At 70.4% G+C, this 15589-nt stretch carries 18 protein-coding genes; 14 read left to right on the top strand and 4 right to left on the bottom strand.

From position 1 onward, the window contains the following. The first annotated feature begins 45 nt into the window (after window positions 1-45). The 5 genes from ASD65_RS07950 to ASD65_RS07930 all read left to right on the top strand — a co-directional run bounded on the left by ASD65_RS07950 (window position 46) and on the right by ASD65_RS07930 (window position 4453). Window positions 46-381: a PadR family transcriptional regulator gene (locus ASD65_RS07950; protein ID WP_056220856.1), complete on the top strand. Its 336-nt coding sequence runs from the start codon at window positions 46-48 to the stop codon at window positions 379-381. A 1-nt stretch (window position 382) separates the two neighbouring features. Next, on the top strand, window positions 383-1390 hold the full coding sequence (locus ASD65_RS07945; RefSeq protein ID WP_056220852.1) for a permease prefix domain 1-containing protein: 1008 nt from the start codon (window positions 383-385) through the stop codon (window positions 1388-1390). Window positions 1391-1558: 168 nt separating this feature from the next. Then, window positions 1559-2359 carry an LLM class F420-dependent oxidoreductase gene (locus ASD65_RS07940; protein WP_056220850.1) on the top strand — a complete coding sequence of 267 codons (801 nt, stop codon included), beginning with the start codon at window positions 1559-1561 and terminating at the stop codon, window positions 2357-2359. 29 nt (window positions 2360-2388) lie between these two features. Continuing rightward, complete coding sequence (locus tag ASD65_RS07935; protein ID WP_056220846.1) at window positions 2389-3288, top strand: 1,4-dihydroxy-2-naphthoyl-CoA synthase; 900 nt, start codon at window positions 2389-2391, stop codon at window positions 3286-3288. A gap of 10 nt (window positions 3289-3298) precedes the next feature. Next, on the top strand, window positions 3299-4453 hold the full coding sequence (locus ASD65_RS07930) for an AMP-binding protein (protein ID WP_056220843.1): 1155 nt from the start codon (window positions 3299-3301) through the stop codon (window positions 4451-4453). 1 nt (window position 4454) lies between these two features. On the opposite strand, the gene ASD65_RS07925 is transcribed toward ASD65_RS07930, so the two are convergent. Further along, window positions 4455-4838: a VOC family protein gene (locus tag ASD65_RS07925; protein WP_056220840.1), complete on the bottom strand. Its 384-nt coding sequence runs from the start codon at window positions 4836-4838 to the stop codon at window positions 4455-4457. Window positions 4839-4910: 72 nt separating this feature from the next. Here ASD65_RS07925 and ASD65_RS07920 point away from each other — a divergent pair, with 72 nt between their 5' ends. Further along, the gene (locus tag ASD65_RS07920; RefSeq protein ID WP_056220837.1) at window positions 4911-5891 is read left to right on the top strand and encodes a 1,4-dihydroxy-2-naphthoate polyprenyltransferase; all 981 of its coding nucleotides are present in this window, start codon (window positions 4911-4913) and stop codon (window positions 5889-5891) included. 54 nt (window positions 5892-5945) lie between these two features. On the opposite strand, the gene ASD65_RS07915 is transcribed toward ASD65_RS07920, so the two are convergent. Beyond that, window positions 5946-6245: a DUF4229 domain-containing protein gene (locus ASD65_RS07915; protein WP_056220834.1), complete on the bottom strand. Its 300-nt coding sequence runs from the start codon at window positions 6243-6245 to the stop codon at window positions 5946-5948. 107 nt (window positions 6246-6352) lie between these two features. On the opposite strand from ASD65_RS07915, the gene ASD65_RS07910 reads away from it, so the two are divergent. Genes ASD65_RS07910 through ASD65_RS07900 form a run of 3 tightly spaced genes read left to right on the top strand, consistent with a single transcriptional unit; the run spans window position 6353 to window position 9622 of the window. Continuing rightward, a complete protein-coding gene (locus ASD65_RS07910; RefSeq protein ID WP_056220831.1) occupies window positions 6353-6865 on the top strand; it encodes a PLD nuclease N-terminal domain-containing protein in 513 nt (170 codons plus the stop codon). 3 nt (window positions 6866-6868) lie between these two features. Beyond that, window positions 6869-8710, top strand: coding sequence for a 2-succinyl-5-enolpyruvyl-6-hydroxy-3-cyclohexene-1-carboxylic-acid synthase (gene menD, locus ASD65_RS07905; protein ID WP_235566629.1), 1842 nt, complete (start codon window positions 6869-6871; stop codon window positions 8708-8710). Window positions 8711-8758: 48 nt separating this feature from the next. Continuing rightward, complete coding sequence (locus ASD65_RS07900) at window positions 8759-9622, top strand: polyphosphate kinase 2 family protein (protein ID WP_056220827.1); 864 nt, start codon at window positions 8759-8761, stop codon at window positions 9620-9622. Between the two features lie 24 nt (window positions 9623-9646). On the opposite strand, the gene ASD65_RS07895 is transcribed toward ASD65_RS07900, so the two are convergent. Then, a complete protein-coding gene (locus tag ASD65_RS07895) occupies window positions 9647-10405 on the bottom strand; it encodes a class I SAM-dependent methyltransferase (RefSeq protein ID WP_056220824.1) in 759 nt (252 codons plus the stop codon). A gap of 73 nt (window positions 10406-10478) precedes the next feature. On the opposite strand from ASD65_RS07895, the gene ASD65_RS07890 reads away from it, so the two are divergent. Genes ASD65_RS07890 through ASD65_RS07875 form a run of 4 tightly spaced genes read left to right on the top strand, consistent with a single transcriptional unit; the run spans window position 10479 to window position 13628 of the window. Then, window positions 10479-10853 carry a PadR family transcriptional regulator gene (locus ASD65_RS07890; RefSeq protein WP_056220821.1) on the top strand — a complete coding sequence of 125 codons (375 nt, stop codon included), beginning with the start codon at window positions 10479-10481 and terminating at the stop codon, window positions 10851-10853. After that, complete coding sequence (locus tag ASD65_RS07885; protein ID WP_056220818.1) at window positions 10843-11733, top strand: permease prefix domain 1-containing protein; 891 nt, start codon at window positions 10843-10845, stop codon at window positions 11731-11733. The genes ASD65_RS07890 and ASD65_RS07885 overlap by 11 nt, the downstream gene beginning before the upstream one ends. A gap of 57 nt (window positions 11734-11790) precedes the next feature. After that, window positions 11791-12819: an ATP-binding cassette domain-containing protein gene (locus ASD65_RS07880; protein ID WP_056220816.1), complete on the top strand. Its 1029-nt coding sequence runs from the start codon at window positions 11791-11793 to the stop codon at window positions 12817-12819. Further along, window positions 12816-13628: an ABC transporter permease gene (locus ASD65_RS07875; RefSeq protein ID WP_056220813.1), complete on the top strand. Its 813-nt coding sequence runs from the start codon at window positions 12816-12818 to the stop codon at window positions 13626-13628. Before ASD65_RS07880 ends, ASD65_RS07875 begins: the two co-directional genes overlap by 4 nt. A gap of 20 nt (window positions 13629-13648) precedes the next feature. On the opposite strand, the gene ASD65_RS07870 is transcribed toward ASD65_RS07875, so the two are convergent. After that, window positions 13649-14941: an isochorismate synthase gene (locus ASD65_RS07870; protein ID WP_156378809.1), complete on the bottom strand. Its 1293-nt coding sequence runs from the start codon at window positions 14939-14941 to the stop codon at window positions 13649-13651. Between the two features lie 22 nt (window positions 14942-14963). On the opposite strand from ASD65_RS07870, the gene ASD65_RS07865 reads away from it, so the two are divergent. Further along, window positions 14964-15581, top strand: coding sequence for a DUF402 domain-containing protein (locus ASD65_RS07865; RefSeq protein WP_056220810.1), 618 nt, complete (start codon window positions 14964-14966; stop codon window positions 15579-15581). The last annotated feature ends 8 nt before the right edge of the window (window positions 15582-15589 follow it).

Below are 15589 nucleotides of genomic sequence, written 5' to 3'. Positions count from 1 at the left end.
AATGTGTGATTGACGATAGTGTGTGTCGCACAGTATTGTGTGAACATGACCGAGAACGAAACGCTCGACACCCACCTGCAGGAACTGCGGCGGGGCACGGTCGTGCTGGCATGCTTGCGGCTGCTCCGGCAGCCCGGCTACGGCTATGGGCTCCTCGAGGAGCTCAACGGGCGCGGCTTCCAGACGGACGCCAACACGCTGTACCCGCTGCTGCGCCGACTCGAGAAGCAAGGGCAGCTCACGAGCGAGTGGAACACCGACGAGGCGCGGCCTCGCAAGTTCTATCGCACCAGTCCCGCGGGCGACGCGCTCGCGTCGGCCATGGCCGCAGAATTCCGGTCGATCGCCACGGCGATCGACTCCCTCACCGAGGAGAACTGACATGACGAACCTGACCGAACGCTACATCTACGCCGCTACCCGCAGTGTGCCCGAGAAGAGCCGCGACGACCTGCGGGCCGAGCTCGAGGCATCCATCGCCGATGCGATCGACGCACGTGTCGATGAGGGCGAGTCGAGGGATGCCGCGGAGCGCGTGGTGCTGACCGACCTGGGCGACCCCGACCGGCTCGCCGCCGACTACTCGGATCGCCCGGCCTTCCTCATCGGACCGCGGTACTACTTCGAGTGGCTGCGGCTGCTCAAGGTGCTGCTGTGGATCGTCGTGCCCATCGCCGCCGTCGGCATCACGCTCGGCGAGGTACTGTCGGGCGGCGACATCGGCGAGATCGTCGCGGCCGCGATCGGAGGCTTGCTCACCGTCGCCCTCCACGTCGCGTTCTGGGTGACGCTCATCTTCGCGATCCTCGAGCGGACCGCGGACGCCGCTCCCGAGCGGCGGGGCGCGGCCAAGGATGCGCTGAACGTCACGTGGAGCCTCGACCGTCTCCCCGAACCGCGGGCCAAGGGCCTGGGCCGCGCCGACCTGATCGCGACGCTGGTGTTCCTCGGGCTGGCGGCGGGCGCGATCATCTGGGACCGCTTCATCGGCCTCGCGTGGATCGGCGAGAACTCGAGCCGGGTGCTGGATCCGTCGAGCTGGGCACCGATCCCGGTCTTGAACCCCGACCTCTGGCCATGGTGGATCGCCGGACTCTTCGTGCTGATGGCGGCCGAGGCGGCGTTGGCGATCGCGATCTACGTGCGCGGACGCTGGACGTGGACGTTCGCCGTCCTCAACGCCCTGATCGCGGTGGCGGTCGCCGTTCCCGCGCTCGTACTCCTGCTCACCGACCGCCTCCTCAACCCCGCGTTCCTCGCCGCGTTCGACATGGTCACCGCCGAGGTGGTGGGCATCGTCACGGCGATCGTGGCGGTCGTGATCGTCGGCTGTGCGCTGGCGGACATCATCGACGGCATCACCAAGACGGTGCGTTCCCGGGTCCGCTGAGCGGGACGTCTCGCTGAGTGCAGGGGTTCGGCGGATGCAGGACGAGTGTGCGTTCACACGTCCTGCGTCCGCCGATCGTCCTGTTCTCGGCGCCACTGAGCCGGACGAGCAGACGAAACGACGCGGCGCGGCGCCGGGTCCCGGCATCCCTCGTCTTATGCTGACGGGATGCTTCTCGACACTCCCGTGCGCCTCGGCGTCCAGCTCCAGCCCCAGCACTCCCCGTACGGCGCGTTCCGCGACGCCGTGCGACGCCTCGAAGACATGGGCGTGGACATCCTCTTCAACTGGGACCACTTCTTCCCGCTGACGGGCGACCCCGACGGTCTCCACTTCGAGTCCTGGACCATGTTGGCGGCCTGGGCCGAGCAGACCGAGCGCGTGGAGTTCGGCGCCCTGGTCAACTGCAACAGCTACCGCAACGCCGATCTGCAGGCCGACATGGCCCGCACGATCGACCACATCAGTGCGAAGGGCGGCACCGGTCGGTTCATCCTCGGCACCGGAGCGGGCTGGTTCGAGCGGGACTACGACGAGTACGGCTACGAGTTCGGCACGCCCGGCACACGACTGAAGGACCTCGCCGAAGGCATGGACCGGATCGAGGCCCGCTGGGCGAAGCTGGTGCCGCCGCCCACGCGCGAGATCCCGGTGATGATCGGCGGCAAGGGCGAGCAGAAGACCCTGCGGATCGTGGCCAAGCACGCCGACATCTGGCACAGCTTCGTCCACCCCGAAGAGATCGCGCACAAGGTCGGCGTCATCGACGCGTGGGGCGAGCGCGACGGGCACGACACCTCGCAGCTGATCATCTCGAACGAGCTGCAGCGCCGCGACGAATCCGTCGCCGATGACCTGTTCGACGCCGGCACACGTCTGTTCACCCTCGGCTTCCAGGGTCCGGACTGGGACTTCGCCCGGGTGCAGCAGTGGCTCGACTGGCGCGACGCGAAGAACGGGACTCTCTGACGGGATGCCGCGGCTCTAGGCTGAAGTCCATGGTCTCTGAGCTCTTCGATCCTGCGGTGTGGACCCTGGCGCCCGGCGCCGATGCCTACACCGACATCACCGCGCACGTCTCGCTCGACGGGCGGATCGCCCGGATCGCGTTCGACCGGCCCGAGATCCGCAACGCGTTCCGCCCGCACACGGTGGACGAGCTGTACCGTGCGTTGGAGATCGCGCGCCAGGACCCGAAGATCGGCGTCGTGCTGCTGACCGGCAACGGTCCGAGCGCCAAGGACGGCGGCTGGGCGTTCTGCTCCGGCGGCGACCAGCGCATCCGCGGCCGCGACGGGTACAAGTACTCCGAGGACGAGACCTCCGTCGCCGATCAAGGGCGCGGCGGCCGCCTGCACATCCTCGAGGTGCAGCGCCTCATCCGCTTCATGCCGAAGGTCGTCATCGCCGTGATCCCGGGCTGGGCCGCGGGCGGCGGGCACTCGCTGCACGTGGTCTGCGACCTGTCGATCGCATCGCGCGAGCACGGGCGTTTCAAACAGACGGATGCGGATGTCGGATCCTTCGACGCCGGCTACGGCTCGGCGTACTTCGCTCGGCAGATCGGACAGAAGTTCGCCCGCGAGGTCTTCTTCCTGGCCGAGGAGTACTCGGCGCAGCGCGCGTACGAGATGGGCGCGATCAACCGTGTCGTGCCGCACGCCGAGCTGGAGAGCGAAGCGATCGAGATGGCGCGCACCATCCTGACGAAGTCGCCGACGGCGATCCGCATGCTCAAGTTCGCCTTCAACGCGGTCGATGACGGACTGGTCGGTCAGCAGGTCTTCGCCGGTGAGGCCACGCGTCTCGCATACGGCACGGACGAAGCCGTCGAGGGGCGCGATGCGTTCCTCGAGAAGCGCGAACCAGACTGGGCGCCCTACCCATGGCAGTTCTAAGCGACATCCGGTGAGACTCGAACCGGTCGACGGCGACGATCCGCGCGTCATCGCGCGGGCGCTGCGTGACGCGCTGCACGGCGCCGGGCCGGCGCTGGGTCTGGGCATGGTCCACGCCTCGCCGATGCAGGTGGATGCCGGCACCGCGGTCGTGGTGACGACCTCCGGCTCGACCGGGGTGCCCAAGAGCGTCGTCCTCAGCCGCAACGCGCTCATCGCCAGCGCGATGGCGACGGCCGCGCGCATCGGGGAGGGGACGTGGCTGCTCGCGCTCCCGGCGAGCTACGTCGCCGGACTTCAGGTGCTCGTGCGCTCGCTCGTGTCCGATCGCGAGCCCGCGCTCCTCCGGGGCGTGTTCACGCCCCAGGCGTTCGCCGCGACCGCGCTGATGATGATCTCCACCGAGGGAGGCAGCCGCGTCCCGACGTACACCTCGCTCGTGCCCGCGCAGCTCTCCCGGCTCCTGGACGCCGCGACCGACGACCACAGCGTGCTGCGCGCACTGCAGTCGTTCGAGCGGATCCTGATCGGCGGCCAGGCGCTGCCGGCCGCGACTCTCGAGCGCGCGGAGGCTGCCGGCGTGCGCATCGCGCGCACCTACGGGTCGACCGAGACCAGCGGCGGCTGCGTGTACGACGGCGTCCCGCTGGACGGCGCGTCGGTGCGGATCGTCGAGGGCGAGGTTCGCATCTCCGGTCCGATGCTCGCCGACGGCTATCTCGACGACGCACAGCTGACGGATGCCGTGTTCCCACGCGATGCGGAGGGCACGCGCTGGTACCGCACCGGAGACGCGGGACTGCTCGAAGACGGCATCCTGCGCGTGCGCGGCCGCATCGACAACGTCATCGTGTCCGGGGGGATCAACATCTCGCTCGACCGCGTGGAACGCGTCGTGCGCGCCGTGCCCGGTCTGGAGAACGCAGTGGTGATCGGGGTTCCCGACGAGCGCTGGGGCGAGGCATCCGTCGTCGTCGCCGGCAGGGGAGAGGCGCTGCGGCGCAGCGAATCGACCCAGCTCGAGGAGGCACGCGCGGCGGTGGCCGACGAGATCGGGCCGCACGCGCGCCCGGTGCGGCTGGTGCTCGTGGACGAGCTGGCGACACTGCCGTCGGGCAAGCCCGACCGCGAGGGGATCCGCCGGGTCGTCACCGCGCTGCACTGACTCAGGCGGCGGGCCGCTCGCCGACGTCGACCACGCAGAACCGGTTGCCCTCGGTGTCCTCCAGGACGACCCAGTCCGCGTCGTCCGGGTAGCCGTCCCAGTCGACCTTGCGGGCGCCCAGCTCGAGGAGCCGAGCCACCTCGGCGGTCTGGTCGTCCGCGTACAGGTCCAAGTGGATGCGCGGCGGGTAGTGCTGCGGATAGCCCGTGATCGACAGCGCGATGCTCGCGCCCGGGGCATCCCAGTGCTCCTTGTAGGGCGGGTCGAGGATCACCCAGTCCTCGGACGGCTCGCGGCGGTTCACGTATCCGAGTGCGGCACGCCAGAAGTCGCCGGCCCGGGTGATGTCCTCGACGGTCAAGACGACGGATCCGATGCTCAACATGCGGCCATTGTGCCCCCGGCGCGCCCCGGCGGACAGGGGTGCTCCGGGCTGCGAGCCGTAGGATGACACCTCGTGGCAGGTACCTCCAGCAAGAAGCGCAAGCGTCAGGGTCCGAACAAGCAGCCGTCGCGGGGAAATCCCCAGAAGGCGCACCAGTCCGGCAACCCGCGGCGCATCGAGAAGGCGACGTTCGGCGACTGGGTCGGCGCGGCACGACTGCGCACGCTCCCGCTCGCGGTGACGCCGATCCTGATCGGCACCGGCGCGGCCATGCTCGTGGACGGACTGCTGCACTGGGTGCTCGCGCTGCTGTGCCTGCTCGTCGCGGTCAGCCTGCAGATCGGCGTGAACTACGCGAACGACTACAGCGACGGCATCCGCGGCACCGACGACTTCCGGGTCGGCCCGGCCCGCCTGACGGCCTCTGGCAAGGCGTCACCGCGCTCCGTGCTGATGGTCGCCCTCGTGTTCTTCGGCATCGCTGCGGTCACCGGCCTCGCGCTCACGATCCGCACGCAGCAGTGGTGGTTCCTCGCGGTCGGCGCGGTATGCATCATCGCGGCCTGGTTCTACACCGGCGGCAAGCGCCCGTACGGCTACGCCGGATTCGGCGAGCTGTTCGTGTTCGTGTTCTTCGGGCTGGTCGCCACGCTCGGCACCACCTGGGTGCAGGTGCAGTCGCTGCCGCAGGAGGCATGGTTCGGGGCGGTCGGTGCCGGCCTGCTCGCCGTCGCGGTGCTGCTGACCAACAACCTCCGCGACATCGACCAGGATCGCGAGGCGGGCAAGCGCACGTTGAGCGTCCGGATAGGACGCCGGGCCACGCAGTGGCTGTTCACGGTCGTCGTGCTGCTGGCCTTCGCGATCGCCGTGTTCCTCGCGGTGTTCTACCCGATCGCATGGCTCACGCTGCTCGCACTGATCGCGGCGCTGCCGGCGATCCTGATCGTCTGGACGTACCGACTGCCCAAGGAGCTGCTCGTCGCACTCGCGCTGACCTCGCTCACGTCGGTCGCGTACGGCGCGTTCCTGTTCTGGGCGTTCGCGGGCTGAGCCTGCGGGCTACGCCTCGCGGCCGGGTCGCGCGGAGTTGGGCTCGCGGGCCGTTCAGCGCTCGTCGGTGCCGGTGGGCTCGGGGCGGGATGCCGCATCTGCAGCGGCATCCTCGACATCCTCGTCGCGATCCGTACGGACGTTGGCGGCGCGGCGCTTCTCCACCTGTCGGGAGACATCGCTCAGGGGGCGGCGCAGGAACAGCAGCGAGATGCTGAGTCCGATGAGGGCGGCGAAGATCGCGGCGAGCCAGTAGAACTCGCGGAAGATCGGGAACAGCATCATGACGCCGAACGGGACCAGGAAGGCGAGCAGGCGCAGCACCGTGTAGACGAGCACGGGGGAAAGCTTCACGTATCCATCCTAAGTCGCCGTGCGATGCGGGCTCGCCGGGCCTGGGCGCTCGCTCACAGTTCGGTGACGGCCCGGCCGGAGTGCGGCGCGACGCCTAGGATGGGGGTGTGCCCCGCGTACTGCTGATCCTGGCTCTGGTGGCGACCGCTTTCTGGGTCTACACCATCGTCGATTGTGCTGTGCAGCCGCCGACGCGCCACCGTGGGGTGAGCAAGCCGGTATGGATCCTCATCGTGGTCCTGATCCCGGTTCTGGGCGGTCTGCTGTGGCTCGCGGTCGGTCGCATCCGCAACTCGACCATCGCCGCACGCCGCGCCCCCGACGACGACCCCGAGTTCCTCGGCAGCCTCGGTGCGGTCACCGACCAGGACGAACGGATCCGCCGCCTCGAAGAGGAGCTGGCGCAGCTCGATGCCGAGGACGACGACCCCCGCTGGGGCACCCCCGGCGTGCCGCCGGTGACCGACGTCGCACCGCCGACCGGAACCGCAGGCCCCACGAGCACGACGACCCCGCCGAGCGGAACCGCGAGCCCGGCGGGTACGACGGCGCCGGAGCCCCCGGCGCGCGGCCTCGACGGCGACGACGACGGCCGCGGTCAGCGCGGCGCCGTCGGCTGAGCCGTGGCGCATGACTTGACCGGCGGAGCATCCGCCGCCGATCCGAGACGTCTGGCATCGCCGGCGACGGATGCTGCGGCGGCGCTGCTGTGCGGACTCATCGAGCAGGGCGTGCGGCACGTCGTGGTCAGCCCGGGTTCGCGCTCGCAGGCGCTGGCACTGGTGGCGGCCGAATTCGAACGGCGCGGATCGATCCGCCTGCACGTGCGGATCGACGAACGCGTCGCCGGGTTCACCGCGCTCGGCATTGGGCGGGAGTCCGGGATGCCGGCGGCCGTGGTGTGCACGTCCGGCACCGCCGCGGCGAACCTGCTGCCCTCCGCGCTCGAGGCGCACCACGCCGGCGTTCCGCTGCTGCTGCTCACCGCCGACCGCCCGCCGGAGCTGCGCGGTGTCGGCGCGAACCAGACCACGCGACAGCCCGGCATGTTCGCGCCCAGCCTCCGGTTCGAGGCAGACCTGCCCGTGCCCGAGGACACTGATCCCGTCGGGGACGGCGAGCAGAGCACGATGCTGCGGGCGGTCGCCGCGGAGGCGGTCGCAGCCGCCCTCGGCGCCGGGATGCGCTCCGCCGGGCCAGTTCACCTCAACATGCCCTACCGGGAGCCGCTCGCCGGTGAGCTGCCGACGTGGCTCGGGGTTCCCGAGGTGGAGCTCGCGACGACGGACGCCCCCGACCTCGATGCAGCGCCGGAGCCCGACCTCGAGAGCGAGGACGAGGCATCCGGTGCCCTGTACCAAGGCGGCGGCGGCATCGGCGAGGCGGACCTGCCGCTCGAGCCCGACGACCAGCCGTTCGTGCTGGTACGCGGCCCCCGCACGGTGGTCGTGGCCGGTGCGGACGCAGGACCGGATGCCGAGGCCCTGGCCCACGCCGGCGGCTGGCCGCTCATCGCCGAGGTCGTCAGCGGCGCCCGGTTCGGTCGCCACCTCGTGCACGCCTACCGTGAACTTCTGCGCGACCCCGAGCTCGGCGGCCGGATCGAACGCGCCGTCGTGCTCGGGCACCCGACCCTGAGCCGCGAGGTCGCGCACCTGTTGTCGGATCCCGAGGTCGAGGTGCTCGCGCTGCGCGGGCCGGGCGAGCCGCTCAACCTCAACGGCGCGACCATCCCGCTGGACACGGTCGCCGTCGCGAGCGGCGACACCGACCGGGACTGGCTCGGCGCCTGGGTGCGGGCCTCACGCGCGGCATCCGTGGATCTCACGCCTCCGGCGCCGGACGCGGACGGCCTCGCCTCCGCGGTGCCCAGCGAGCGGCTCGGAGCGATCGCGGCGGAGCTCGCGACGATCCGGGCGGTTCTGGACCGTGAAGGCCTCGTGGACGCCGTGTGGCGCGCCACCTGGCCGCACGACCGGCTGATGTTCGGCTCGTCCCGCCTGGTGCGCGTCGCGGACGCCGTGGTGAACGGCAAGAAGGTGCCGGTGCACGCCAACCGCGGCCTCGCCGGCATCGACGGCACCGTCTCGACCGCGCTCGGCATCGCGCTCGCCAGCCAGGCCGACGGCGGCCCCGGAGTGACGCGGGTGCTGCTCGGCGACGTCACACTGCTGCACGACGTCGGGGCGCTGCTGCATGCGCCCGGCGAGGCCGAGCCGCGCATCCAGGTCATCGTCGGCAACGACGGCGGCGGCACGATCTTCGATGACCTCGAGGTCGCCCGCGTCGCGGCCGAGGACGCGATGAACCGCGTGCAGTACACGCCGCACACGACACGCTTGGAGCACCTCGCCCTCGCGTACGGGTGGGAGTACCAGCGCGTGACGACCCGGGTCGCCCTCGACCAGGCGCTGACCTCTCCGGTCGGCGGGCGTCAGCTCATCGAAGTGCCCCTCTCGCGCTGACCCCGGCGAATCCGGGCGTGACGTGAAGCGTTCCGCCATGATGGGGGCATGACCGCCAAGAGCCAGCACTATTGGGGCGCCGATGCCCTCGACATCCTGCGCGTGGGGGAGGGCTTCGTCCTCTCGGGCGTGGATCCCGAGTCTGCTCCGGGCCATCCCGGCGGCAAGGTTCAAGGCCAGGCCGACCTCGCGACCGGACTCGAGCAGTTGGACGAGTACCAGGAGCGCCTGTTCGCGCAGTCGCGGGCTGACGCCACTCACGCCTCGGTGCTGCTGGTGCTGCAGGCGATGGACTCGGCGGGCAAGGGCGGGATCGTGCGCCACGTGGTCGGCGCGGTCGACCCGCAGGGCGTCATGCTGACGGCCTTCAAGAAGCCGACGAGCCAGGAGCTCGCGCACGACTTCCTGTGGCGCATCCGCAAGCGCGTGCCGACGCCCGGGATGATCGGCGTCTTCGACCGCTCGCACTACGAGGACGTGCTCATCGGCAAGGTGCGTTCGCTGGCGCCGGCGGACGAGATCGAACGCCGGTACGACGCGATCAACGCCTTCGAGAAGGAGCTGACGGATGCCGGCACCCGCGTTGTGAAGGTCATGCTGCACATCTCGTACGACGAGCAGCGCACGCGGCTGATGGAGCGGCTCGACCGCCCCGACAAGCACTGGAAGTACAACCCCGGCGACGTGGACGAGCGTGAGATGTGGCCGCACTACATGGACGCGTACCAGACCGTGTTCGAGCGCACCTCGACCGAGCACGCGCCCTGGTACGTGGTGCCGGCCAACCGCAAGTGGTACGCGCGCCTCGCCGTGCAGACCCTGCTGCTGGAGACCCTCGAGGGCATCGACCCGCAATGGCCGGCCGCGACCTTCGACGTCGAGACCGAGAAGAAGCGCCTCGCCGCCACCTGACGTCTGCGACGGGTGGGCGTTCCGTCAGACGATCCCGCGGGCGGCCCAGGCGGTGGCAGAGATCGTGAACGGTGCGTCCGGCATCAGGGTCCGGCAGCGCTCGCGCACGACTTCCCGTTGCGCGGGATCGAGGGCCGCAAGCTGCCTTCCGGCAGGGGCGACGCCGAGCGTGTACGGCTCCCACCACTCGTCGAAGCCGGGGTAGTCGACCGCCACGGTGACTGCGGTCTCTTCGACTCGGCGGCACCCCGCTGCGGTCAGAAGATCGACGAGCTGTCCGCGCGCGGCACCCGAGCGGCGTGTTTCGTCGTCGAGACCGGGGAGCACCTCAGCGAGCGCTGTGAAGAACAGCGTCTGCGGTGCACGTCCGCCGACGAAGTCCCAGACGCAGGCGGCGACCGTCCCCCCTGGGCGGGTGACGCGGACCATCTCCGACACGCCTCGCGGCGGATCACGCATGAAGTGGACGACGAGCGCGGCGAGGGATGCATCGAACACGTCATCGCCGTACGGGAGGTCCTCGGCGGAGGCCAGTCTCACGTCGACCCCCGGCATCCGTGATCGCGCGGCCGCGACGAACGGTTCGGACGGATCGACCGCGCTGACTGCCGATGGGCCGAGTCGCTCCACCAGCACGGTCGTGAGCGCTCCGGGCCCGCAGCCGACATCGAGCACCCGTGTCGCAGAGGCCAGGCCGACCCAGTCCGCGAACGCGATCCCCAACGGCCCCGAGTAGCGGCCCATGAACCGGTCGTACGCGGATGCCGCGACATCGAACGACATGGCCGAATTCTACGCTCCGGCTGCAGAAGAAACTCTTGCATCATCCAGTACTTGATCTGATACAGTACTTGTCATGACACAGGACGATGCGTTCGCGGCGGATCTGCTGCGCGGACATACCGACACGATCGTGCTCGGTGTGCTGCGTCGTGGCGAGCGCTACGGCTTCGAGATCTACAAGTCCATCCGGGAGGCCACCGGGGGAGACCACGAGATCAAAGAGGCGACGTTGTACGCGACCTATCGCCGGCTCGAGAAGGACGGGCTCGTCGAGTCCTACTGGGGCGACGAGACGCAGGGCGGGCGACGCAAGTACTACCGGATCACCGATGCGGGGCGCGCCGTCTACCGCGCCAAGGTCGCGGCCTGGGTCGCGACCCGGCGCATCATCGATTCGCTCCTCGACGTGAACGACTCCGCAGTGAAGGAACAGGCCAATGAACACTGACATCCACCGCCTCCTGGACGAGGCCTTCCGCGGCGTCGAGATGACGCCCGACGCGCAGGACCTGAAAGAGGAGGTCCGCGCCAACCTCGTCGCCCGCGTCGCCGAGCTCGAAGCATCCGGTCGTTCGTCGACGGATGCCGCGGAGCAGGCGATCGCCGAACTGGGTGACGTCCGCGAACTGCTGGGGGATGCGGATGCCGCCACTGGCGGCACGGCGCGCGCACCGGAGTCCGCCCAGGCGCTGTTCCTCCGCCACCGCGTGCGCCCCAAGACCGGGTTCGTGGTGCGGGTCGTCGTCTGGTCGATCGCGTTCGTGGTCGGGCTGACGCTGGCCACCCTCGGCGCCACCGGCGTGCTGCCCCTGCCGATCGGACCCATCATCGCGCTCCTCGGCGTCGCCTCGACCGGCGTCGGCCTCATCGTCGGCGACTCGCTCTCCCAGGAGACGACGACCAACCACCCGATGCCGCAGAACCGGGCTTCGATCTACGCACTGGCCTCGTTCCTCGCGATGTACGGCCTCGGCTTCGGGGGTCTCGTCGCGCTCGGCGCGCTCCCGATGTGGGCGATCGTGTTCGCCGCTCTCGGTGTGATCGCCTCGATCATCCTGTTCGCGTTCCTCGCGGCATCCCAGACCAATCGGCACAAGGCCTGGACCCGCCACGTGCAGGCCGACACCCCGCCCAACCGCTTCGAGGAGGAGCCCGAGACCGCGGCGCGTTTCGGCATGTACACCGCCGTGATCTGGACCCTCACCTTCGCGGTGATCGTCGTGCTCGTCTTCACCGTCGGCTGGTGGTGGGCGCCGCTCGCGTTCGTCGTCGGCTTCGCCGCGATGCTCCTGCTCCTGGCCCGGATGATGTTCGCGCCCAAACGCTAGTCCTTCACTAGGCCTCCCGGCCGCTTCACCACCACCGCAAGAGAAGGGACGTTCGTCATGCCCAACCGCACCGAAGAATCCGGCGCCATCGTCGCCCGCGACCTCATCAAGGTCTACCGCGGCGGTCGGCGACGGCCCGAGGTCCGTGCCCTCGACGGGCTCGGCTTCATCGTCCCGGAGGGTCGCGTGTTCGGACTGCTCGGCCCGAACGGCGCCGGCAAGTCCACCACGACGAAGATCCTCACGACGCTGTCCACGCCGACGAGTGGGGGTGCCCGTGTCGCCGGGCACGACGTGCGGCGCGAGCCGGACGCCGTCCGCGCGGCCATCGGCTACGTCTCGCAGGGGTCCAGCACCGATCCCGTGCTCACCGCGACCGAGAACCTAGAGATCGCCGCCCGACTCCGCGGCGCGAACGCCTCCGAGGCCCGGAGCCGAGCGAAGCGCCTGCTGGCGGACTTCGGCCTGGCCGAGGCATCCCGTCGCCCGGTCAGCACCTTCTCCGGAGGGATGCGGCGGCGCCTGGACGTCGCGGCGGCCCTCGTGCACCGACCTCGGGTGCTGTTCCTCGACGAACCGACCACGGGCCTGGACCCCGAGGCGCGGGCGGCGATGTGGAGCGAGATCCGCCGGCTGTCGGGGGAGGAGGCGCTGACGGTCGTCCTCACGACGCACTACATGGAGGAGGCCGACCGCCTGGCCGACGAACTGCTGCTCGTCAATCGCGGCCGCGCGGTCGTGCAGGGCACCCCGGAGGAACTCAAGGCCGCGCTGCATGGCGATTCCGTGCGCGTGAGTCTCATTGAGCCCGAGGAGTCGCACGTCCGCGCTGCCGTCGCCCGCGTCGCCGGGCTCCGCGACGTGATCGTCGAGGTGTCCGGGGTCGACGGCACGCTGGCCGCCCGCACCGACGACGCCTCCGCGGCCGTGGGTGCGGTCATCGCCGCGCTGGATGCCGCGGGCATCCGCTTCGGGCAGGTCGCGGCATCCCATCCCACCCTCGACGACGTGTATCTGCACTTCGTCGGCCACACCTTCGGCGACGCCCCGACGGCGTCGCCCGCTTCGACGGGAGTCGCAGCATGACCTCCTTGACGCTATCCGTTCAGTCGGCGCCGGCTCGCGCCGACTGGTTCACGCAGACCGCACAGGTGCTGCGCCGGTGGATGATCTCGTCCCTCCGCCAGGCGTGGGGGCCGGTGATGTCGCTCATCCAGCCCATCATCTGGATCCTGCTGTTCGGGCAGGTGTTCTCCTCGCTCGGCGCCCTGCCGCAGTTCGGCGGCGCGGGGTACATCGACTACCTCGTGCCCGGCATCCTGATGATGACCGTGCTGTATTCCGGCGCGTGGGCGGGTACGGGGTACATCGATGACATCAATTCCGGGGTGATGGACCAGTACCTCACCTCGCCCGTGCGACGCTCGGCCATCATCACCGGCCAACTCGGGCAGCAGCTCATCATCAACATCGCGCAGTCGCTCGTCGTGCTCGGGATCGGCTGGCTCGGCGGGGCGCGCTATCCGGGCGGCGTCGGAGGGATGCTGGTGGCCCTCGGCATCGCGACGCTGCTGGCCACGATCTTCTGCTGCGCGTCGACCGCGGTGGCGCTCATCTCGCGCAGCCAGATCGCGCTGATCAGCCTCTCGCAGCTCATCGTGCTGCCCGCGACCTTCCTGTCCACGACGATGATGCCCGCGGAACTCATGCCGCAGTGGGTGCAGGACGTGTCCCGCTGGAACCCGATGACGTGGGCGGTCGAGCTCGGACGCGGGGGCCTCACGGGTGTGTATCCCGCGGCGGGATGGTGGCAGGCCGGAGGGCTCACGGTGCTCGCCGCGCTGGCGTTCGTCTGGGCGCTGCGTTCGATCCGCGCCTACCAGCGGTCGATCTGACCGCGCACCCGTCCGTCGGTTCAGGCCAGGGCGTCGACGATCGGGCGGAACTTCACCCGGGTCTCCAGCAGCTCCGACTCGGGGTCGCTGCCGGCGACGATCCCGGCGCCGGCGTGCGCGGTGACCGGGGTCGTGTCCGAGTAAGTGGCGAACCGCCGAATCGGCTCCGCACCGAACTGGGCGCAGCGCAGGGCGATCGCCCACTCACCGTCGCCGTTCGCGTCCACCCATCCGACCGGGCCGGCGTAGCGCCCGCGGTCGAACGGCTCGAGCCGGCGGATCAGCTCGATCGCGGCATCGGTCGGCGTACCGGCCACCGCCGCCGTCGGGTGCAGCGCGGCGACGAGGTCCAGCGCCGATTCGCCGTTGGACAGGTCGCCTTCGACATCGGTCGCCAGGTGCCACACATTGGGCAGTTTCAGCATGAACGGCTGTTCGCTCGCCGCCAGCGCACTGGTGTGCGGGCGCAGCACGGCCAGCACGCTCTGCACGGCGTACTGGTGCTCGTCCTGGTCCTTCGCGCTGGTCGCCAGGGCGAGGGATGCCGCCGTGTCGGCATCCGCGTCGGCGCCGCGCGACGCCGTCCCGGCGAGCACGCGCGCGGTGACGGTGCCTCCCGACACGGTCACGAGCGTCTCCGGGCTGGCGCCGATCAGGCCGTCCACGGCGAACGTCCACGTGTCCGGGTAGCCGCTGGAGAGGGCGCGTGCGAGTCGGCGCAGATCCGCGCCGACCGGCACCGTGCCGACCAGATCCCGCGCGAGCACGACCTTGCTGACCTCGCCTCCGGCGATGGCGTCGAGTCCCGCCCGGACGGCCGCCTGGTACCCGGCCGGATCCATGGCACCGGGGCCAAGCGTCGCCGACCAGTACGGGCCGTAAGGCTGCAGCACCGGCGCAGCCGGCTCCGGATCATCGGCGCGACGGATGCTGGTGACCCAGGATCGCCCGCCGTGCTTGCCGACGATGACCGACGGCACCCGCAGGACGCTCGACCGCTCCGAGCGCGCGTCGAAGGCGAAGGCGCCGAACGCGACGAGCCCGGTGCCGGGGAGACGAACCTCATCATCGACCTCGGCCGCGGCGGTCAGCCACCGCCACCCGTCGGCGGGGTCGGGAACCGCTCCGGCCGCGGACGTCGGGCGGGAGCCACCGAGGGAGACCTCGACCACAAGAGGTCCGATCCCGACGATGCCGTCGCCGCGGCGGAGCCACACGAGGGGGTCCCGCGGATCGGCGTACGCGAGGAGGTCTTCGATCGATTCGACTTCCCGGGTCTGTACGAGCAGTCGCGGGGAAGAGTTGCCGATCACGCCTCCAGCCTAGACTCGCACCGTGACGGCTGAGCAGACCAACAACGACGGGGTTGCGGCATCCGTTCCCCGCCGACCGGCGATCGGCACGAGGCTCTCCGCCCGCTGGCGCAAGTGGGACGGCTCCCCGCACTGGGTGAACGACGGGGTCTACCTCGGGCGCGACCAGTGGGGCGACTGGATCGGACAGCCCGTCGGCTGGGGCAGCTCCCGCCCCGGCGCGAGCTTCTTGGCCGAAGGCCCGAATGTCACGCTCTTTCCGCCGTCCGGCGACCACGCCGTCACCATCAACCGCGACCACCCGCGCCAGATGCGGATCTACATCGATATCGCGTGGGACATCCAGTGGAGCGACAGCGAGCCGTACGAGCCCACGGGCATCGACATGGATCTCGATGTGGTCCGCGCCGACGACGGTCGCGGCATCTGGATCGACGACCGCGACGAGTGGGACGAGCACCGCGTGCGGTACGGCTACCCGCTCGACATCGTCGAGAAGCTCGAAGCGCTCGCCGTCGACCTCGAGCGGCGGGTCACGGCGCGCGAGGCTCCGTTCGACGATGCGACCGGCGACCACTGGCTCGATCGGCTGGTCGCGATGCGACTGACCGACGGCGAGTCCACAGGCGCGCCCGCCTAGACTCGACG

Origin of the sequence: Microbacterium sp. Root61, assembly GCF_001427525.1 — a bacterium.
Classification (GTDB): domain Bacteria; phylum Actinomycetota; class Actinomycetes; order Actinomycetales; family Microbacteriaceae; genus Microbacterium.
The sequence above is the reverse complement of the archived record's forward strand: the minus strand, read 5'-3'. Positions and strand labels throughout refer to the sequence as shown.